21 protein-coding genes are annotated in these 19,201 nt (G+C 65.9%); 8 read left to right on the plus strand and 13 right to left on the minus strand.

What is annotated here, in order from left to right; genetic code table 11:
* Window positions 1–56: 56 nt before the first annotated feature.
* The 5 genes from lpdA to FLG15_RS18130 form a co-directional block, all read right to left on the minus strand.
* Complete coding sequence (gene lpdA, locus FLG15_RS18110; protein ID WP_057679274.1) at window positions 57–1,880, minus strand: dihydrolipoyl dehydrogenase; 1,824 nt, start codon at window positions 1,878–1,880, stop codon at window positions 57–59.
* A gap of 16 nt (window positions 1,881–1,896) precedes the next feature.
* Complete coding sequence (locus FLG15_RS18115) at window positions 1,897–2,544, minus strand: hypothetical protein (protein ID WP_017155245.1); 648 nt, start codon at window positions 2,542–2,544, stop codon at window positions 1,897–1,899.
* Entirely contained in the window at window positions 2,541–4,274 is a 1,734-nt protein-coding gene (locus tag FLG15_RS18120; protein ID WP_057679276.1) for a dihydrolipoyllysine-residue acetyltransferase, read from the minus strand. Before FLG15_RS18120 ends, FLG15_RS18115 begins: the two co-directional genes overlap by 4 nt.
* A gap of 129 nt (window positions 4,275–4,403) precedes the next feature.
* Entirely contained in the window at window positions 4,404–5,168 is a 765-nt protein-coding gene (locus FLG15_RS18125; RefSeq protein ID WP_057679277.1) for a DUF2884 family protein, read from the minus strand.
* A 222-nt stretch (window positions 5,169–5,390) separates the two neighbouring features.
* Window positions 5,391–5,951 carry a DNA-deoxyinosine glycosylase gene (locus FLG15_RS18130; RefSeq protein WP_057679278.1) on the minus strand — a complete coding sequence of 187 codons (561 nt, stop codon included), beginning with the start codon at window positions 5,949–5,951 and terminating at the stop codon, window positions 5,391–5,393.
* A gap of 140 nt (window positions 5,952–6,091) precedes the next feature.
* Between FLG15_RS18130 and FLG15_RS18135 the strand changes: the two genes are divergently transcribed.
* Window positions 6,092–6,784 carry an OmpW/AlkL family protein gene (locus FLG15_RS18135; RefSeq protein WP_150146960.1) on the plus strand — a complete coding sequence of 231 codons (693 nt, stop codon included), beginning with the start codon at window positions 6,092–6,094 and terminating at the stop codon, window positions 6,782–6,784.
* A gap of 277 nt (window positions 6,785–7,061) precedes the next feature.
* On the opposite strand, the gene FLG15_RS18140 is transcribed toward FLG15_RS18135, so the two are convergent.
* Both FLG15_RS18140 and FLG15_RS18145 read right to left on the minus strand, forming a co-directional pair.
* The gene (locus FLG15_RS18140) at window positions 7,062–7,619 is read right to left on the minus strand and encodes a CcdC protein domain-containing protein (RefSeq protein ID WP_017157469.1); all 558 of its coding nucleotides are present in this window, start codon (window positions 7,617–7,619) and stop codon (window positions 7,062–7,064) included.
* 216 nt (window positions 7,620–7,835) lie between these two features.
* Window positions 7,836–8,123: a hypothetical protein gene (locus tag FLG15_RS18145; RefSeq protein WP_081022966.1), complete on the minus strand. Its 288-nt coding sequence runs from the start codon at window positions 8,121–8,123 to the stop codon at window positions 7,836–7,838.
* 45 nt (window positions 8,124–8,168) lie between these two features.
* Between FLG15_RS18145 and xopAK the strand changes: the two genes are divergently transcribed.
* Window positions 8,169–8,852, plus strand: coding sequence for a XopAK family type III secretion system effector (gene xopAK / locus FLG15_RS23575; protein WP_280514385.1), 684 nt, complete (start codon window positions 8,169–8,171; stop codon window positions 8,850–8,852).
* A gap of 32 nt (window positions 8,853–8,884) precedes the next feature.
* Here the strand turns inward: xopAK and FLG15_RS18155 are convergent, their stop codons facing one another.
* The 4 genes from FLG15_RS18155 to FLG15_RS18170 all read right to left on the minus strand — a co-directional run bounded on the left by FLG15_RS18155 (window position 8,885) and on the right by FLG15_RS18170 (window position 12,561).
* Window positions 8,885–9,688 carry a MetQ/NlpA family ABC transporter substrate-binding protein gene (locus FLG15_RS18155; RefSeq protein WP_057679279.1) on the minus strand — a complete coding sequence of 268 codons (804 nt, stop codon included), beginning with the start codon at window positions 9,686–9,688 and terminating at the stop codon, window positions 8,885–8,887.
* A 144-nt stretch (window positions 9,689–9,832) separates the two neighbouring features.
* Entirely contained in the window at window positions 9,833–10,528 is a 696-nt protein-coding gene (locus FLG15_RS18160) for a methionine ABC transporter permease (protein WP_057679280.1), read from the minus strand.
* A complete protein-coding gene (locus tag FLG15_RS18165) occupies window positions 10,525–11,532 on the minus strand; it encodes a methionine ABC transporter ATP-binding protein (protein ID WP_057687050.1) in 1,008 nt (335 codons plus the stop codon). Before FLG15_RS18165 ends, FLG15_RS18160 begins: the two co-directional genes overlap by 4 nt.
* A gap of 132 nt (window positions 11,533–11,664) precedes the next feature.
* Window positions 11,665–12,561, minus strand: a complete 897-nt coding sequence (locus FLG15_RS18170) for a DMT family transporter (protein ID WP_057658974.1) — start codon at window positions 12,559–12,561, stop codon at window positions 11,665–11,667.
* Window positions 12,562–12,667: 106 nt separating this feature from the next.
* Here FLG15_RS18170 and FLG15_RS18175 point away from each other — a divergent pair, with 106 nt between their 5' ends.
* The 6 genes from FLG15_RS18175 to FLG15_RS18200 all read left to right on the plus strand — a co-directional run bounded on the left by FLG15_RS18175 (window position 12,668) and on the right by FLG15_RS18200 (window position 18,239).
* The gene (locus tag FLG15_RS18175; protein WP_057658976.1) at window positions 12,668–13,153 is read left to right on the plus strand and encodes a YajQ family cyclic di-GMP-binding protein; all 486 of its coding nucleotides are present in this window, start codon (window positions 12,668–12,670) and stop codon (window positions 13,151–13,153) included.
* Window positions 13,154–13,298: 145 nt separating this feature from the next.
* Window positions 13,299–13,760, plus strand: coding sequence for a hypothetical protein (locus FLG15_RS18180; protein WP_057679533.1), 462 nt, complete (start codon window positions 13,299–13,301; stop codon window positions 13,758–13,760).
* Window positions 13,753–15,489 (plus strand): ATP-binding response regulator, encoded by a 1,737-nt coding sequence (locus FLG15_RS18185; protein ID WP_057679534.1) that lies wholly within the window; start codon window positions 13,753–13,755, stop codon window positions 15,487–15,489. Before FLG15_RS18180 ends, FLG15_RS18185 begins: the two co-directional genes overlap by 8 nt.
* Complete coding sequence (locus tag FLG15_RS18190; protein ID WP_150146963.1) at window positions 15,476–16,303, plus strand: alpha/beta hydrolase; 828 nt, start codon at window positions 15,476–15,478, stop codon at window positions 16,301–16,303. The genes FLG15_RS18185 and FLG15_RS18190 overlap by 14 nt, the downstream gene beginning before the upstream one ends.
* 155 nt (window positions 16,304–16,458) lie before the next feature.
* On the plus strand, window positions 16,459–17,019 hold the full coding sequence (locus FLG15_RS18195) for a DUF1415 domain-containing protein (protein ID WP_150146967.1): 561 nt from the start codon (window positions 16,459–16,461) through the stop codon (window positions 17,017–17,019).
* Between the two features lie 413 nt (window positions 17,020–17,432).
* Complete coding sequence (locus tag FLG15_RS18200; protein ID WP_057679537.1) at window positions 17,433–18,239, plus strand: SDR family oxidoreductase; 807 nt, start codon at window positions 17,433–17,435, stop codon at window positions 18,237–18,239.
* 27 nt (window positions 18,240–18,266) lie between these two features.
* Here the strand turns inward: FLG15_RS18200 and FLG15_RS18205 are convergent, their stop codons facing one another.
* Both FLG15_RS18205 and FLG15_RS18210 read right to left on the minus strand, forming a co-directional pair.
* Window positions 18,267–18,476: a hypothetical protein gene (locus tag FLG15_RS18205; RefSeq protein ID WP_057664334.1), complete on the minus strand. Its 210-nt coding sequence runs from the start codon at window positions 18,474–18,476 to the stop codon at window positions 18,267–18,269.
* An 84-nt stretch (window positions 18,477–18,560) separates the two neighbouring features.
* Window positions 18,561–19,184: a hypothetical protein gene (locus FLG15_RS18210; protein WP_057679546.1), complete on the minus strand. Its 624-nt coding sequence runs from the start codon at window positions 19,182–19,184 to the stop codon at window positions 18,561–18,563.
* Window positions 19,185–19,201: the final 17 nt, after the last annotated feature.

The following is a 19,201-nucleotide window of genomic DNA, read 5'->3' on the forward strand; positions in this document are numbered from 1 at the left end:
GTCGCGTCACTACCGCGGCGACCGTGCCACACGTAGCACGGTCGTGCGGAGCGGCATCACTTCTTCTTGGGGATGTACAGATCGGTGATGGTGCCGTCGTAGACCTCGGCGGCCATGCCGACCGATTCGCTCAGGGTCGGATGCGCGTGGATGGTGTGGCCGATGTCTTCGGCCTCGGCACCCATCTCGATCGCCAGGCCGATCTCGGCCAGCAGGTCGCCAGCATGCACGCCGACGATGGCGCCACCGATCACGCGATGGGTCTCTTCGTCGAAGATCAGCTTGGTGAAGCCCTCGGTACGGCCGATGCCGATCGCGCGGCCGCTGGCGGCCCACGGGAACTTGGCAACGCCGACCTTCAGGCCCTTGGCCTTGGCTTCGGTTTCGGTGACGCCGACCCAGGCGATTTCCGGGTTGGTGTAGGCCACCGACGGGATCACCCGCGCCACCCATTCCTTCTTCTCGCCGGCAGCCACTTCGGCGGCCAGCTTGCCTTCGTGGGTGGCCTTGTGGGCCAGCATCGGGTTACCGACGATGTCGCCGATGGCGAAGATGTGCGGCACGTTGGTGCGCATCTGCCGGTCGACCGGAATGAAGCCGCGCTCGGTGATGGTGACGCCGGCCTTGTCCGCGCCGATCTTCTTGCCGTTGGGGCTGCGGCCCACGGCGACCAGCACACGGTCGTACGTGGTGGCCTGCAGACCGGGCTTTTCGCCTTCCGCGGCCGCTTCGAAGGACACGGTGATGCCGCTCTTGTCGGCGGTGACGTCGGTGGCCTTGGTCTTGAGATGGACCTCGACGCCCTGCTTCTTCAAGCGATCGGCCAGCGGCTTGACCAGGTCCTTGTCGGCACCCGGCATCAGCTGGTCCATGAACTCGACCACGGTGACCTTGCTGCCGAGCGCGCTGTACACCGTGGCCATTTCCAGGCCGATGATGCCGCCGCCGACCACCAGCAGGGTCTTGGGGATGTCGTGCAGTTCCAGCGCGTCGGTGGAGTCCATCACGCGCTTGTCGTCCCACGGGAAGTTGGGCAGCTTCACCGCCTGCGAGCCGGCGGCGATGATGCAGTGCTCGAAGCGCAGCAGCTGGGTGGTGCCGTCGGCGCCGACGATCTCCAGTTCGTTGGGCGAGACGAAGCTGGCCACGCCGGTGACGGTGCGTACCTTGCGCTGCTTGGCCATGCTGGCCAGCCCGCCGGTGAGCTTGCCGACCACTTTTTCCTTGTACTCGCGCAGCTTGTCCAGGGTGATCTTGGGCTGGCCGAAGTCCACGCCGAAGTCGCCGGCATGGGCCACTTCATCGATCACCGCGGCGGCATGCAGCAGCGCCTTGGACGGGATGCAGCCGACGTTGAGGCAGACACCGCCCAGGCTGGCATAGCGCTCGACCAGCACCGTGTCCAGGCCCAGGTCGGCCGCGCGGAAGGCAGCGGTGTAGCCGCCGGGGCCGGCGCCGAGCACCACCATCTTGCATTCGATGTCGGCCGGCTTGCCGCTGGCCAGCGCCGGCTTGGGCGCAGCCGGCTCGGCTGGAGCGCCGTGCGACGGCGTCACCGGCGGCTTGCTGCCCGGTGCGGGGGCAGGCGCTGCAGCGGCCGGGGCAGCCTTGGGTTCAGCCTTGGCCGGCGCGGCGGCCTCGCCTTCGGTTTCCAGCAGCAGCACCACCGCCCCTTCGGACAGGGTATCGCCAACCTTGACCTTGAGCTCCTTGACCACGCCGGCAGCCGAGGACGGCACTTCCAGCGTGGCCTTGTCCGACTCCAGCGTCACCAGGCCCTGGTCCTTGGCCACGCTGTCGCCAACGGCGACCAGCACTTCGATGACGGGGACATCGCTGTAATCGCCGATGTCGGGAACCTTGATTTCAATGACCGCCATTTGCTTCTCCTGTAGCTCAACCGGCCGTGCCGGCAAGCGTCTGCTGGAGTTCATCCAGCGACGATTCGATTTGGGTCCAGCGCTTGTCGCGCTTCTTTTCCTTGCCTTCGCTGGCTTCGATCAGCAGCGCGGCCTGTTTCAGCAGCAACTCGCCGGCACCGCAGCTGGGGCGAGCGCCGCTGTAGCGCACGCCATCGACCTGGAACGAGAGCACTTCGCCCTCGCTCACCGGCGCGGTGCGTCCGTTCGGCGCGAGCTGGGTCAGCGTGTTGGTCCAGTTGCTGACCAGACGCTTGGCCAACGGCGCCGGTATCGGGATCTCGACCGTTTCCGGGGTCTGCTCAGTGCGGAACTGCACGCTGCCGCGGTCGGTCTGGCTGACCCAGCTGTAGACGCGCTCCTCGGCGCGGCTATGCCGCAGGGTCCAGTCGGCGCCCTCCTTGCCCGGCACCAGCGACACCGCGCTCTCCACGCCCCGCGTGGGCAGGGTCAGCAACGACAAGGCCGGCTTGGTGCCGCCATCCAGCAACGTGGTGACCGCAGTGCCGTAGTTGCCCACGGCCGGCGGCCAGCCGCGGCCGAGCGTGCTCTCGCATTCGCGTGCGGCCACGTTTGTCCACGGCAGCAGGCCGAGCGCGGCGATGGTCAGCAGCGCGGCCCTCACAGCAGGACGCGACGCATGTCGGCCAGCACCTGGCTGAGGTAGGTGGTGAAACGGGCTGCCAAGGCGCCGTCGATGACGCGGTGGTCGTAGCTCAGCGACAACGGCAGCATCAGCTTGGGCGCGAAGTCCTTGCCGTTCCAGACCGGCTGCATCGCCGACTTGGACACACCCAGGATCGCCACTTCCGGCGCATTGATGATCGGCGTGAACGCGGTGCCGCCGATACCGCCGAGCGAACTGATCGAGAAACAACCGCCGCTCATGTCGGCCGGACCCAGCTTGCCGTCGCGGGCCTTCTTGGCCAGCTCGCCGCTTTCCTGCGCAATCTGCAGCACGCCCTTCTTGTCGACATCGCGGATCACCGGCACGACCAGGCCGTTGGGCGTATCGGCCGCAAACCCGATGTGGAAGTACTTCTTCAGGGTGAGGTTTTCGCCGGCCGCATCCAGCGAGGCGTTGAACTCGGGAAACTTCTTCAGTGCCGCGGCGCTGGCCTTGATCAGGAACGCGAGCATGGTCAGCTTAATGCCGGCCTTCTCGTTCTCCTTGTTGAGCGCCACGCGCAGGGCTTCCAGGTCGGTGATGTCGGCCGACTCGAACTGGGTGACGTGCGGAATCATGGCCCAGTTGCGCGCCAGGTTGGCACCGGCAATCTTCTTGATGCGCGACAGCGGCTGGGTCTCGGTCTCGCCGAACTTGCTGAAGTCCACCTTCGGCCAGGCCAGCAGGTTCAGACCGTTGCCGCCACCGGCCGGCGCCGCGCCGGCTGCGGCAGGTACGCCACCGCTGAGTGCGGCCTTGACGAAGCGCTGCACGTCTTCACGGGTGATGCGGCCGCCCTTTTCGCTGCCCTTGAGCTGGTTCAGGTCCACGCCCAGTTCGCGTGCGAACACGCGCACCACCGGGCTGGCATACGGCACCTTGGACGGCAGCACGCTGTCCGCATCGAAGGTCACCGGCGGGCTGCTCGGGTTGCCCGCGGACGGCTGGCCGCCCTGCGCTGCCTGCGTGCCAGCGCCGGAACGGCCGCCCTGCACCTGCGCGATCTCGCGCTGGGCCAGCTTGTCCGGCTCGGCCGGGACGGCAACCGGCTCGACCTTGCCCGCGGTTTCGGCGGTGTCGGTGGTGGGCTTGGCCGGCGACTGCGCCGCACCGGTGCCGCCATCGCTGGCGGCAATGATCGCCACCACATTGCCCTGCGAGAGCGTGTCGCCGACCTTGACCTTGAGTTCCTTGACCACGCCGGCGGCCGAGGACGGGACTTCCATCGTGGCCTTGTCCGATTCCAGCGTGACCAGGCTCTGGTCCTTGGCGACGGTATCGCCCACGGCCACCAGCACTTCGATCACCGGGATGTCGGTGTAGTCGCCGATATCGGGCACGCGCGCCTCGATCAGGCCGCCATTCGAGGAGGCGGCAGGCGCGGCAGGTTCGGCCTTGGCGGCCGGTGCCGGGGCAGCGGCGGGCTTGGCGGTCTCGGCGCCGGCATCGGCCACTTCGATCAACGCCACCAGCGCGCCCTGCGAGAGCGCATCGCCGACCTTGACCTTGATCTCCTTGACCACGCCGGCCACCGACGAGGGCACTTCCATGGTGGCCTTGTCCGATTCCAGCGTGACCAGGCTCTGGTCCTTGCTGACCGTATCGCCGACGGACACCAGCACCTCGATTACCGGGACGTCGCTGTAGTCACCGATATCGGGGACAAGTGCTTCCTTGATTTCGGCCATACGGGGAACTCCGGCAACAGAATGGGGAAACCCCTATTGTGGCCGGCTGCGGGCCGCAGCGCCAACCATTGCCGTGCAAAAAATCGCACGCCCGGCGGGATGCAGCGTCCGCATGCGCGCGTGCGCCGATCATTTCGCCGCGGGCCGATCGACCCGCAACAGTTGCAGTGGCTCGCCCGACGGCAAACGATACGCCAGCGCATTGTCCAGCGCATCGAGTGCCTCCAGGCGCTGGCACAACTGCTGCGCGCGCGGCCGCAATGCACGCGCCTGCGGCTCGACCAGGCGCTCGATGCGCGCCTCCATGCCATCGAGCGAACGCAGCTGCACGTCATTTCCGGTCATTGCCGACTGCACCGCACCGGCCACCACATCGCCGATCAGCTGCGGCAGCATCTCGGCCACCAGCGCACCGATGTCGTCGTCGATATCGACCGGGGTCAACTGGCTTTTGCTGAAGCTCTGCTTCAAGCGCGCATCGATCTTCGCGCGCACGTTCGCCAGCTGCGCGCGCGTGGCGTCCGGGCTGCGACTGAAGCCGGCGGCCACCTCACCCAATGCGGTGACTGCGATATCGGCCGCTTCGCGCCCGACGTCCTGCGCCAGCGGCACCACATCGCGGGTCTGGCGTTCGAACTGGATCAGGCGGGCGCGATCGTCAGCGCTCACTGCCACCCAGCGGTCGTCGACGAACAGCGCGCCCTGGCGCATCACCAGCCGCTGCGGCGTGCCTGATTCGCGGATCAGGATCAGGCTGCGTGGGTTGAGCGTGAGGTCGTAACCGCTGCTGACCTCGCAGTGCAGGTCCTGGTCCTTGGCAGCGGCCACCCCTGCGCCGCTCAACAGCCCGAACAACGCAGCTGCTGCCATCGTGATTGCGTGCTTGATCGCCATCTCGCCACTCCGTTGCGGGCTGGCTGCAGCATGCCTGCAACGCTGGCACGCAGACCCGTGCCGGAGGCTGGCATGACTTCTGGCCAATGGCCGCGACACGCAGCGCGGGTGTCGACAGCGGTGCGGCAGCGTGCATCGACAATCGGTGCGGGGCACCGCGACCGCAGCGCGGTTCGCAGCGACGCTCGCATTCCACACTCACCTTGCGTTGTCCCCCACCGGCTAGCGCACCGCATCGCACAGCGGCTGCCAGGCGGCCGCCAGCCGCGGTAGCGACCAGGCGGCATTGGCCGGGCTGGTGGATGGCAACGCAAGGACTGGGAGCGCGCACAGCTGCGCCGATAGCAGCGGCTGTACGTGCCGGCGCCAGGTCTGTGCTGCCGCAGTGCCATTGCAAGCCACCATGCGCAGCTGCGGCAGCGTGGCCAGCAACGCGGGCAGCGGATTGACCACGATGCTCGCTGCCACAATGGAAGTATCCAGACTGCCGCGCCGCTCGCATTGGCCGATGACATCCCACAGGCCCACGCGATGGTCGAGCAATGCTTGCAGGCGCAGGGCATAGCCTGCGGTCGTATCAATGCCCAATAAGGCATGCATCAGCGGCCAGAAACGATTGCGTGGATGCGCGTAGTAACGCGCGGCTTGCAGTGACGCGACACCGGGCATCGAACCAAGCAGCAACACCCTGCAATCGCTGCGAATGTGCGCTGGCAAGCCTTGGCTGAGGTGTTTTTTCGTCACGGCAATCGCATCTGCGTGAATGTCTTTTTCAGACTGCATGACGTAACGGCGGCCTTCTTGGGGGAATTCCTGAACAAACGAAATTTTAGCGGGCCGCAGGTGGGCGTGGATTCAGATTTTTGGGAATAGTTTTGGCGCGGCCCACTCCACGGGCCCAACAACAAGACGAGGAGACCCTCATGCGTTCCATTTCCATCCTGAGCCTGGCTGCTGTATCTGCACTTGCGATTGCACCGTCCGCGTTCGCGCAGGACACCACCTATACCGGCGACACCTCCTCGACTTCTTCCAGCACGCTGTCCACCGGCGGCGATACCGCCTCCGCCTCCGGCAAGCATTGGGCCGTGGTCGGTGGCGTGGCGCTGCTGAACCCCAAGAACAACCCGGCTCCGGGCCTTGACGTCGATGGCGGCCCGGCACCGACGCTGAGCGCCAGCTACTACATCAACGACAACTGGGCCGTCGAACTGTGGGGTGCAGCCGACAAGTTCAATCACCGTGTCAACGCCGATGGCGTGGGCAAGGTCGGTACCGTCGAGCAGCAGCCGATCGCCATCAGCGGTCAGTACCACTTCGGCGAAGCCGACAACGTGTTCCGTCCGTTCGTGGGCGTGGGCTACTACGAGTCGAACTTCAGCAACGAGAAGATCGACGCGGCCTCGACCACCGGCGATCACGTGGGCCTGAGCACTGCCAAGGGCGTCATCGGCACCGTTGGTGTGGACATGAACATCAACTCCACTTGGTTCGCACGTGCCGACGCCCGCTACATGCGTTCGCGTCCGGAACTGCGCGTGGGTGGCCAGGGTACCGGCAGCGAGCTGGAACTGGATCCGTGGACCGTTGGCTTCGGCATCGGTGCGCGCTTCTAAGCACGCCACTGCCCACCAGGGCGTTGGTTGAAGAAAAACGGGCCGAAAGGCCCGTTTTTTGTGCGTGGAGCGTGAGATGTGCAACCTGCAGGCCGCTCCGACGCGATCTGAGGTGCAGCGTTTGCTCTCCACACGCAACTGCAGACAGCGGTGTGCCTAGGTGTACCCGGCCCTGCTTTGGCGCGCCTAGTGCATCTGTGACGCCGGGCACCTGCATGCGTCGATGCAGCCGTTTGCATGGGTCAAACCGAATCGCCTGGCGCACTCTCAAACGCACTCACCGCCAATACACGCTGCCGCGCAGACGTGCGCTGCGCCAGCGCCACCACAGCAAGGTGGCATAGGCGAGCGCATAACCGAGCAAGACGCCGGCGGCGCCGAGCAGGCTGGCATGACTGAGCCACCCCTCGGTCGGCCAGACGACACCCTGCCAGGCGCTGCGCCAGCCCTGCACCATCCCGGCGATCACCCGCACCACGACCAACGCGGTCAAGCCCATGACCAGCCAGACGTTGGGCCGGTAAAACAGGCCTTGCGTGGTGCGTTCGAAGCGGGTCAGGCGCAGGGCCAACGCACCGAGCGCCAACCCGCAGGCCCAGCCGAATGCGGCGTGGCTGATCGCGCCGGGCCAGAACGCCGCCGCGATCAGGCTGAAGATCGCAAACAGCACGCTGGAGATGCCCGCCGACACCAGGTTGATCATCAGCAGCCAGCCGCGTGCCTGACGACGTGCAGTGCCCATGCGGAAGCGCTGCAGCAGCGACAACGGGAACACCACCACGAATACTGCCAGGGCAATGATCACAGCCAGCGGAATGGCAAGCAGCAAAGGCATCGGGAGACTGCCGAAGAAAGATGGCCGATGACGCTACTACGCAGACGTGCAGCGGCGCGTGTTTGGCGCCATCTGCCGCGCCGCGAACGCACCCGGCTGGGCGAACGCGGCAGCGTGCACCGCGCAGGAAAGGATCGAGCGCACCCTGCCCAGATCGGCAACGACCATACCGACATCACTGGCACGCCAATGCACCGCTGCGATGCGGGCACCGTTTTAGCAAGGACCCAACACCCGCCTGACGAGCTGAAACCGGATCGGCGGACGGTTGAGCTTGGGATCGGCGCGCACCTCCACGCGATCAAAGCCAGAGGTGCGATGAAACAGGTCCTGCGCATCCGTCTCGTCGATGCAGAACACTTCGTTTTCCAGCGCCATCGGTTCGGCAGCGGGCGCCTCTCCACGCAGGGGCGATGCGAGGATCCGGACGTGTATCGCGGACGGTCCTGACTCCATGAAGCCGGCTTCCATCAGACCCGCCACATCCACCGGCGCCGCCGACACCGCCGAGCCGCCGCCTTCGGCCGATCCAGCCGACGAGACTGCGCAATGGCCAGCGCCCCACCCCGACTGCCAGGGGTTGTCACGCCCAAGACCGAGAAAGCGTGTTGCCGACACGCGGGCAATTGCGATCACGCACCGGCGTCCAGCCGCGCGCGGCCATCCGGCAGCGACGCATTCCCCATCCCGGACGGCTTTACCCGGGAGCAGATTCAGCCATTTCACGATCTGGAACGGCAATACGCCGCACTCTTCGACACATCCCATATCTTCGCAGTCCAGTCCGCACGCGACATCCAGGCCAGCCGGACACTGGATGTGGATAGGGACGACTGTATCGTCATCAATCTGGCGCAAGATGGATTCGATTCGATCGGCACGCACGGCTTGTCGTCATGCGTGTGCATTTGCGCGAAGGGAACCAATTCTCGCGGCCACGGCATCCTGGGCCTGCTGCATTATTCCGGGATACAGGATGCGCTTTCCGAAATCCGCAACGACATGCGCGAAGAAGGCGTGGAGGAACCCGACATATTCCTGGTAGGCGGCATGATCTCCAACCAGGACGAGCTGGGCAGCTTCGAAATCGAGAGAGACCTGCTGGCGCTCGGGCACGACTTCAATATCGTGGGCGCCAAGCTTCACCCCAGCACGAGCGATCGCAATGGCGAGGGAAATGCCATCAAACTCGTCATGACGGCCGATGGCATCTATTACTACAAGTCATGGTAAGACGCCTGGTGTCTTGCCGTCGCTGCCTGCGCTTAAAACGCCGGCAGCACCGCGCCTTTGTACTTCTGCTCGATAAAGGCCTTCACTTCCGGGCTGGTCAGCGCCTTGGCCAGTTTCTGCACGCGCGCATCGTCCTTGTTGTCGGCGCGCGCCACCAGGAAATTGACGTAGGGCGAGTCCTTGCTTTCGATCGCCAGCGCATCGCGGGTGGGATTGAGCCCGGCATCGAGCGCGTAGTTGGTGTTGATCAGCGCCAGGTCGACCTGGTCCAGGACGCGCGGCAGCATGGCCGAATCGAGTTCGCGAAATTTGAGTTGCTTGGGGTTTTCGACGATGTCGCGCTGGCTGGACAGCGCATTGCTCGGGTCCTTGAGTTTGATCACCCCGGCCTTGTCGAGCAGGATCAGCGCACGGCTGTTGTTGCTCGGGTCGTTGGGGATCACCACGTCGGCACCGGTAGGCAGATCGGCCAGGGCCTTGAAGCGGCGCGAATAGGCACCGAACGGCTCGATATGCACGCCCACGACGGTGACCAGCTGGCTCTTGCGGTCGCGGTTGTACGCATCCAGATAGGGCTCGGTCTGGAAGTAGTTGACGTTGATCTGCTTCTGCACGACCTGGTCGTTGGGCTGCACGTAGTCGTTGAACACCCGCACATCGAGCTTGACGCCCTGCTTGGCCAGCAGCGGTTCGACCACTTCCAGGATTTCGGCATGCGGCACGGCCGTGGCGGCCACGGTCAGGGTGTCGCCGCCGCTACTGCCACCGCCGCCGCCACAGGAGGCCAATGCCAGCGTGGCTGCCGCCAGGAGGGAACGAAACGCGAATGTGCTCATGTAGGGATCCGTGGGAGGAGGAATGCGGGCCTGCCGCAGGTCATCAACCTACCAGACGCGGCGTGTGGCAGCGATGCACCGCGCGGTGCGGACGGGGCGCTGCAGCGGTTGGGGTCACACGCGCCCCAACGGCCGCATACCGGCTCAACGCCGGCTGTAATGCGCCACCAGGCGGTCGCCCAGCATCTGCAGCACCTGCACCAGTACCAGCAAGGCGATGACCGTGATCAGTGCCACGTCCGAGTGCGAGCGCAGGTAGCCCTCGCGATAGGCCACATCGCCCAGGCCGCCGGAACCGATCGCACCGCCCATCGCGGTGAAACCGATCAGCGCGATGGTGGTCACGGTGGCGCCGGCGATCAGGCCGGGGCGCGCTTCGGGCAACAGCACCCGCAGCACCAGTTGCCGGGTGGTGGCGCCCATTGCCTGGCTGGCTTCGATGATCCCGCGGTCGACCTCGCGCAGCGCGGTTTCCACCAGGCGCGCGTAGAACGGCGCGGCGCCGACCACCAGCGGCAGGATCGCGCCGCGGACGCCAAGCGAGGTGCCCATCAGCATCAGCGTGAGCGGGATCATCGCGATCATCAAAATGATGAAGGGCACCGAGCGCAACAGGTTGATCAGCGCCGCCAGCACGCCGTACAGCACCGGGCGCCGGCGTAACTGCGGCGCGCCGCACAGGAACAGCGCAACGCCCAGCGGCAGGCCGATCAGCAAGGTCAGCGGCAACGCGCCGGCCAGCATCAGCAAGGTATCGAGGGTGGCCTGGCCGATATCGCCCCACTTGGCGGCATCGAGATTGCGGAAGAAGCCGCTGGCGGCAGCAACGATCGGGGTCATACGCGCAGATCCTCCACCTCTACGCCGGCGGCGACGAAACCGGCGCGTGCAGCGTTCTGGTCGCCGCCGGTCAGGGCGACGATGAGCTGGCCGTAGGGCGTGTCCTTGATGCGATCCACCCGCCCGGACAGGATGTTGTAGTCCACACCGGTTTCGCGGGCGATGCGGCCCAACACAGGTTCGTAGGTGCCGTTGCCCAGGAAGGTCAGCCGCACGATGCGCCCGCCCACCGCGGCGAAATCGCGATGCAGCTCGGCTTCGTCCACATGCTCGGCTTCGGACACGAAGCGCCGGGTGGTGGCGTGCTTGGGATGCAGGAAGACCTCGGTCACCGGGCCGGTCTCCACCAGCTTGCCGGCGTCCAGCACCGCCACGCGGTCGCAGACCCGGCGGATCACGTCCATCTCGTGGGTGATCAGCACGATGGTCAGACTGAGCTCGCGATTGATCTGCGCCAGCAGCTGCAACACCGAGGCGGTGGTCTGCGGGTCCAGCGCGCTGGTGGCTTCGTCGCACAGCAGGATCTGCGGGCGGGTGGCCAGCGCGCGCGCAATGCCCACGCGCTGCTTCTGCCCGCCCGATAGTTGCGCCGGATACTTGTTGGCGTGTTCCTGCAGCCCGACCCGGGCCAGCAGCTCGGCCACGCGCGCATCGATCTCGGCACGCGGCGTGCCGGCCAGTTCCAGCGGGAAGGCGACATTGCCGGCCACAGTGCGCGAGGACAGCAGGTTGAAGTGCTGGAAGATCATGCCGATACGGCGGCGCAAGCCACGCAGGCCCTGGCTGTCCAGCTCGGTAACGTCCTCGTCGCCGATCAGCAGACGGCCGCCACTGGGCTCTTCCAGCCGGTTGATCAGCCGGATCAGCGTGGATTTGCCGGCGCCGGAATGGCCGATGATGCCGAACACCTCACCGGGGCCGATCCGCAGATCGAGCGGGTGCAGCGCCACGATCTGGCGACCGTCGACGGAATAGGACTTGTGCAGGCGCTGAAACTGGATCACCGCGCGTGGCCGGTTGGGGGGTCGTGAAGCCTACCAGTCAATGTTTGTTGCCGGGAGTCGGGATTGGGGATTGGGGATTCGAAAGGGCCACGGCGGCCCCGCTGTTGCCAATCCCGAATGCCGAATCCCGAATCACGGCCGCTCAAGCGGCAACGGCCTGTCAGCCTGGCGTATCCGCTCCCGGCGCAACAAATACAGCCCGCTGGCGACGATGATGCCGGCCCCGGTCCAGGTCCAGTTGTCGGGCAGGGTCTGCCACAGCAGCCAGTCCCAGCCGATCACCCAGACCAGGCCGGTGTATTCCAGCGGGGCGATCATCGAGGCCTCGCCGCGCATGAAGGCCTGGGTCAGCGCAACCTGGCCCAGCGCACCAGCCAGGCCCATGCCGGCAATCAGCCCGGCGTGCCCGGCCTGTAGCGGCACCCAGCCGGGGATGGCCAGCAACCCGGCGCCGATGGCCATGAACAGCAAGAACCACACCACCATGGCCTGCGGGGTGTCGGTGCGGGTGAGAAGGCTCACGGTGATCGCCGCGACGGCATAGGCGGTGGCGGCCAGCAACACCATCAGCCCCGGCAACGAGATCAGCCCGTCCACGCCCGGGCGCAGCACCACGATCACCCCGACCAAGCCAATGCCAATGGCGGTCCAGCGGCGCGGGCCGACATGCTCGCCCAGCAATGGCACCGACAGCGCGGCCACCAGCAGCGGCGCCACGAAATACAGCGTGTAGGCGGTGGACAACGGCATGCGTTTGATGCCGAAGACGAAGCAGCCGATCATCACCATGCCCAGCACCCCGCGCAACAGATGCAGGCCCCAGCGTACCGGCACGATCGCGCGCGGCCCGGCAGTGGCGAACACCCACACCAGCACGAACGGCAACGAGGCGGCGCCGCGCAACAAGGTGACCTGCAGCGGCGGGTAATGCGCCGAGAGCAGCTTCATTCCCGCATCCATCAGCGAGAAACAGGCCACGGCGGCCACCATCCAGGCGATGGCGGGAAGCGGGGAGCGGGTGGTGGGCATGCGCGCATTATCGCCGCGGCGCTGTCATGCCCGCCAATGTCCGCATGACGGCCGGCGCGGCACGATGGCCTAGAATGGCGGCTGTTTTCAATTGCAGGAGCTTTGCATGCCTTCCTTCGACGTTGTGTCCGAAGTGGACAAGCACGAACTGACCAATGCGGTGGATCAGGCCAACCGCGAGCTGGACACACGGTTCGACTTCAAGGGCGTCCAAGCCAGGTTCGAGCTGGAAGACGGCAAGGTGATCAACCAGTCCGCGCCCAGCGATTTCCAGATCAAGCAGATGACCGACATCCTGCGCGCGCGGCTGCTGGCGCGCGGCATCGACATCCGCTGCCTGGAATTTGGCGACATGGAAACCAACCTGGCCGGCGCGCGGCAGAAAGTGACCGTCAAGCAAGGCATCGAGCAGAAGCAGGCCAAGCAGCTGGTGGCCAAGTTGAAGGAAGCCAAGCTCAAGGTCGAAGCGCAGATCAATGGCGACAAGCTGCGCGTCACCGGCAAGAAGCGCGACGATCTGCAGGACGCGATCGCGCTGCTCAAAAAGGCCGACTTCGAACTGCCGCTGCAGTTCGACAACTTCCGCGATTGAGTGCGGCGGGGTGATCGCGCCGATCGGGACGGCACCGCCCGTGCGTGCAGTGCAGCCGTGTGAGCCGAAGTGGCGCCTGCGGCCTGCGCGCCGCACGCGGGGCGGTTGCGCCCCTCACCTGGCCGCACTGGCCTAGCCTGCGAGCATGCGCGGCCTGTTCGCCAGCCTGTTGCACCGCCTGCGCATGCACGGGCCGGCCAACGCAGCGGGCGAACATGCCCGGCACGCCGCCGCCCATGCGCAACCACGCATCGAGGCCGGCTCGACGCTGCACACCATGGCCGGCCTGGATCCGGCGGCGGCAGCGGCGTTTGCCGATGCCTTCCTGGTGGAGATCGAACAGGCCATCGCCACCTGTACGCTCGACGATGCGGCCACGCCGCAGGCGCAGGCGCTGCAGCAGATCCATTCGTTGAAAAACACCATCTCGCTGACCGGCTCGCAGCAACTGCTGAAAGCCTGCGACCAGTTGCGCGATGCCGCAAGCCACGGTGCGCTGGGCGAGACGCTTGCGCCGCGTTTCACCGCGGTGGCGAACGCGGCTGGCCTGCTGGTCAAGCAGTACCGGCGTACCCTCCCTTCCGACGATGCGGACCCTCATGCGTAGCACTCCCAATCGCGCAGCGCCCGGCCTGATCCTGGCCGCCAGGCAATTGCGTAACGACAGACTGGTGCGGCTGTTCGAGTCGTTCCTGGAATATCGCGCCTGCGTCGGCCGCGTGATCGTGCAGAGCATCGTCACCGCGTGGTGCCTGGGCTGGCTGTACGGGCCGCAACCGGTGCTGGTGGCCGACGCGCACCATGTCTTTCCCACCGCGGTCGGCCTGTGGGTGCTGTCGGTGGTGTGGATGCTGCTGGTACGCCGCCGTGTCATTGCGCCCAGCGAATGGCTCGATGCGATGGGCTTTGCGATGAACCTGCTGTTCATCGGCATCCAGACCTACCTGGCCTTCATCCTGTTGATGTCGTTGAACGCATTTCTGCCGTTCATCACCATCGCTGCGGTGGCGCGTTATGGGCAACGCGCGATATTTCCGGTGTTGCTCAGCACCTTCGTGCTGATGCTGTTGACCGCACCGTCAGGCTATTGGCTGTCGCGCCCGGCGTATTTCGTCTATGCCGTGGCGCTGATCATCGTGCTGCCGTTGCTGGTGGCGCGGATCGTGCTTGCGATGCAGGAAGTGGCGCTGCAGGCGCTGGCCTCGCGCGATGCGCAAAGCCGTTTCATCAGCACCATGAGTCACGAATTACGTACGCCGCTCAATGCGGTGATCAACTGCGCCCAGTTGATCGAAACCGAGCAAATGCCGGCACAGCAACGCGAGCTGCTGCAGTCGGTGACCGTCAATGCGACCGCGCTGCGCCATCGTGTCAACGAGGTGCTGGATGTGGCCAGCATCGATGGCGGACGCCTGCAGCTGCATCGCAAGCCGTTGAACCTGCTGGACGTGGTCACCACGGTGAAAGCGGTCTGCGCCGATGCGGCGTCCAGCAAGGGCGTCACGCTCGATGTGCGTGTCGATAGCCCGCAGGCACCGCATGTGATGGGCGACGAGGGCCGCATCGAGCAGGTGATCAGCAATTTGGTGATCAACGCGATCAAGTTCACCCCGGCCGGCGGCACGGTGGATCTGCTGATCGATGCGACCCAGGTGCAGGAGCGCTGGAGCATCGCGGTGACCGTCACCGACACCGGTATTGGCGTACCGGACGATCAGAAGGCCTACATCTTCACTCCGTTCACCCAGCTCAGTACCGGCTTCAGTCGCGTCGAAGGCGGCGTGGGCCTGGGGCTGTACATCGCGCTGTCGGTTTCCGATGCGATGGGCGGCAGCCTGACCGTGAGCGACAACCCCGCTGGCGGCAGCATCTTCCGCTGGATCTTCGAACTGCCCGGTGCCGCGGCCGGCAGCAATACGCTCGCGCTGCGCGATGCGTTGGCCCAGCACGCGCAGAACGTGCCCTCCCTGCATTGCCTGGTCTTTGAAGACATGGATACCAATCGTCTGGTGATCGGCAATCTGCTGACCCGCGCCGGGCATCGGGTGAGTTTCCAGGTCGATGGCACCGATGCGGTGCAGCGTATCCGCGAGGCAGCGCCGGACCTGGTGTTCCTGGATCTGCACATGCCCGGTACCTCCGGCTGGGATGCGCTGCGCGAAGCGCGCGATGCGATGTCGGCGCTGCCGCCGATCATCGTGCTGACCGCCGACACGCGGACCGATTCGATGCGCGACGCCAGCGCGGCGGGCGTGGCCGGCTATCTGCCCAAGCCGATCAATGCGCACGAATTGCTGGCATTGCTCGCCCAGCACGCCAGCCATGCACGCCCCTGAGCCCAAGCCGGGCAACGCCGCACGCATCTATTGGCAGCACGGCGCACACGCCGGCACGCCGCTGGTGGTGCTGTACCTGCACGGCTTCAGCGCCAGCCCGGGCGAAGCAGGCGCGCTACCCGAACAGATGGCCGATGCGCTGGCGGCCAACGGCTATGTGCATCGCTGGCCCGGGCACGGGCTCGCCGCCGCCGATGCAATGCAGGGGCTCAGCCCGGCGGTATTGCAGGCCTCGGCGCTGGAGGCAATGGCCCAGGCGCAACGCATGGGCGAGCGGGTCGTGATTGTCGGCTCGTCGATGGGCGCCACGCTGGGTTTGTGGCTGGCCGCGCAGTACCCGGACGCGGCGGCCGCTGTGGTTGCCTGGTCGCCGGGCATCCGGCCTGCCGACCCGGCACTGCTTGAGCAGATCTGCGCCGCGCAGGCGCCGTTGATCGACCCGCGCACGCGCACGCCTGCCGCGCGTGCGTTCTGGTCGGAGACGATCCATCCGGACGGATTTCGCGCCCTGCGTGGCCTGTTCGAGCGCATTGCCGCCGACCCGCCGTGGCCGCGCGTGCGCTGCCCGGTGTTTCTAGGCTACTACCGCGCTGCCGATGGCCGCGAAGATGGCATTGCCTCGGTGCCGGCGATGCTGCAGATGTTCGCAGCGCTGGGCACTGCGCCGGCACACAGGCAGGCGATGGCCTTCGACACCGGCGCGCATGCGATCGGGTCGCCGCACAAGACGCCGATGGCCGGTGCCGTCGCGCAGGCGTCCATCGCGTTCTTGCAGGCGCAACTCCGTGCTGCGCCGCGCGGCCGGGATGGGTGAGCGCAAGCGGGTATGCGCGCAGGGTCGAAAAACCCTGCCGCCTTGTTGGCAGCGTCGTGATGTTGCCCGCTTGCGCCCGCTGCTGCCCGCAACCCGGCGCGCGGCTCGCTACTTGGCGATCGCATACACTGGCGCGCCATCTTGCTGCCGCCACGATGACCACCACGCCCACGCCATCCGATCCGATCGCCGACACCCGCAAGTGGATCGAACGTGCGGTGATCGGATTGAACCTGTGCCCGTTCGCCAAGGCGGTGTACGTCAAGGAACAGGTGCGGCTGGTGCTCAGCGATGCCAGCACGCCCGAAGCCTTGCTGGAAGAGCTGGCCGAGGAACTGGTGCTGCTGCGCGATACGCCAGCCGAACAGATCGACACCACGCTGATCGTGCACCCGGACGTGCTCACCGATTTCCTGGACTACAACGACTTTCTCGACAACGCCGATGCGGCGGTGGAAGCGCTGGACCTGCAAGGCGTGTTGCAGGTGGCCAGCTTCCATCCGGATTACCAGTTCGCAGGCGCGGCGCCGGACGATGTGGCCAACTTTACCAACCGCTCGCCCTTCCCCACCTTGCACCTGTTGCGCGAAGACAGCGTGGAGCGTGCAGTGGCGGCGTTCCCGGATCCGGATGTGATCGTCGAACGCAATATCCAGACGCTCGAACGCCTGGGCAGCGATGGCTTCGCGCGCGTGCTCAACGGTGCAAAGCACTGAGTGCTGCCCCAAGCGCGCGGGACGGCAAGAACGCGGCTCTCGCTCATCTGCGCTCCTAGCGCGTCGGCACAAAACGCCATAGAAGCTCTTCAGCTGCGTGCGGATCACGTGCTCGGCGTCGACCTAGTCGAGTGACGCACGCCGCCGGCCGCCCTGCACACGCGTGGCATCGGGCAATCATGTGATCGTGTGATCGAGGGCCCGCGCGGCAGCACTGGCGGCACCGGGACCTTGCGCAACGCCTATCGCCCGTGCACCTGCTCAGATCAACCCGCATCCGTCAGGTTCAAGGTGGATGACGTCGAGCGCGTGCGTCGGCACATGCGCTGAGTGCTCACATGCGCGCCCTTTTGCTGCGACGACGACAGCCCGCACGCTACAGTGCCGCCACTCTCACCCACGTGCCGCCTACCATGGCCTTGATCCCCGCAATTTCCGCATGGAACCCGTCGCCGCTGCAGGACCGCGTGGTGGTGATCACCGGTGGCGCGCAAGGCATCGGCCGCGGCATTGCGCAGGCGGTGCTGGGCGCGGGCGGCAGCGTGGTGATTGGCGATCTGGATGCCGATGCCGGCAAGGCCTGCCTGCAGGAATGGGCGCTGCCCCGCCGCAGCGCTTTCGTCCGCTGCGATGCCGCGCGCCAAGCGCAGGCCACGCGCCTGATCGAGGCGGCGCTCAAGCGCTTCGGGCGCATCGATGGCCTGGTCAACAATGCCGGCGTGCCCGATCCGCATATCGCAGCACTGCCGCAACTGGACTGGGACACGTGGAACAGCCGGCTGTCCAGCCTGCACGGCGCCTTCCTGTGCAGCAAGCAGGCGCTGCCCGCGCTCAGGCAGGCGCCAGAAGGCGGCGCGATCATCAACATCGCCTCCACCCGCGCCTGGCAATCGGAGCCGCATAGCGAAGCGTACGCCGCAGCCAAGGGCGGCCTGGTGGCTTTTACCCACGCGCTGGCGCTGAGCGAGGGGCCGCATGTGCGCGTCAACAGCATCAGCCCGGGGTGGATCAGCACCGAGGCGTGGCGCGCGCCGCAGCGCCGGCGGGCCCCGAAATTGTCGCGTCGGGACCATGCGCAGCATCCGGCCGGGCGCGTGGGCACGCCCGAAGACATCGCGCAGCTGGCGGTCTATCTGCTCGCGCCGCAGCTCTCCGGTTTCGTCACCGGGCAGGATTTCATCGTCGACGGGGGCATGTCGCGCAAGATGCAATACGCCTGAACCGGGCGAATTCGAGCTGGCGGCCTGTCAGCAGCGCTCCAACAGCACCTGGAACCAATCGCACCATCCCGCTGCGTTGAGGGCTGCCAACGGGTTGCCCGGGGTATCGCTGTACTGGCAGGTCGCCGCACCGTTGCTGCGGGTGGCCAGCAGGCTGCCGGACAGATAGACGTACTCGACGGTGCCTTGCCCGCACTGTTCCTCGTACAACAGCTGATCGGCCCTGCTGTAGGGCACCTCACCCGAGCATCGCTTGAGTTTGAAACTACCGAATCAAAAACGCCCAGCCCCCGTACACAGGTGGACATTCAAATCTTTGCGCTATTCGGGATGTGAGGGGACACGGCTTGCCTTCTGGTGCCTTTCCAGGCGTCGGAACGTCTTGATCTGTTTGCCAAGATCAGGATCATCCCGCAACTCCAGCAGTTTCATCTTCGCCTTAGGCGACTTGGAGCGGATCAAGGCGATCAACAGCGGAGCGCGATCCAGCCCGAGACTCTTGTCGCCCAACAACCGGATCACATCGTCCAGCACCGTATCGTCCGCTGCGCCGCTCAAGGCAAGCGCTGCCACGTAACGGATTTCCGGCGCAAGGCTGAGGGTGTTGTTCTCGAAGATCTCTACAAGTTGACCCCAGTATTTGCGTGCATGGGGCGTTGCCAATTCTCGGAGCATTCCTTCTCGCACATCATCCGAATAAGAATACGCCAAGTGTTCAAGTAGCACAGGGACGGCCTCTGGATAAGACTTGCCATCCTCGCCGAGCTCGCCGATTGAATTTACATCAATACCAGCCTGCCTTAATGCAGCAACCACAGGAGCACATTGTTCTGCATATTCCTTTATCGCCTTCTGACGAGCATCCTCCTTGGCCGCCCTCATTGCAAGATAATCGTCCCATTTACCATCAGCCTTAAGTTGCGCGTGATGCTCCTCAAGAGTCATCCAGCCGGATTTATCTT

Source organism: Xanthomonas phaseoli pv. dieffenbachiae, from assembly GCF_008639345.1.
In the GTDB taxonomy this organism is placed as follows: domain Bacteria; phylum Pseudomonadota; class Gammaproteobacteria; order Xanthomonadales; family Xanthomonadaceae; genus Xanthomonas; species Xanthomonas phaseoli.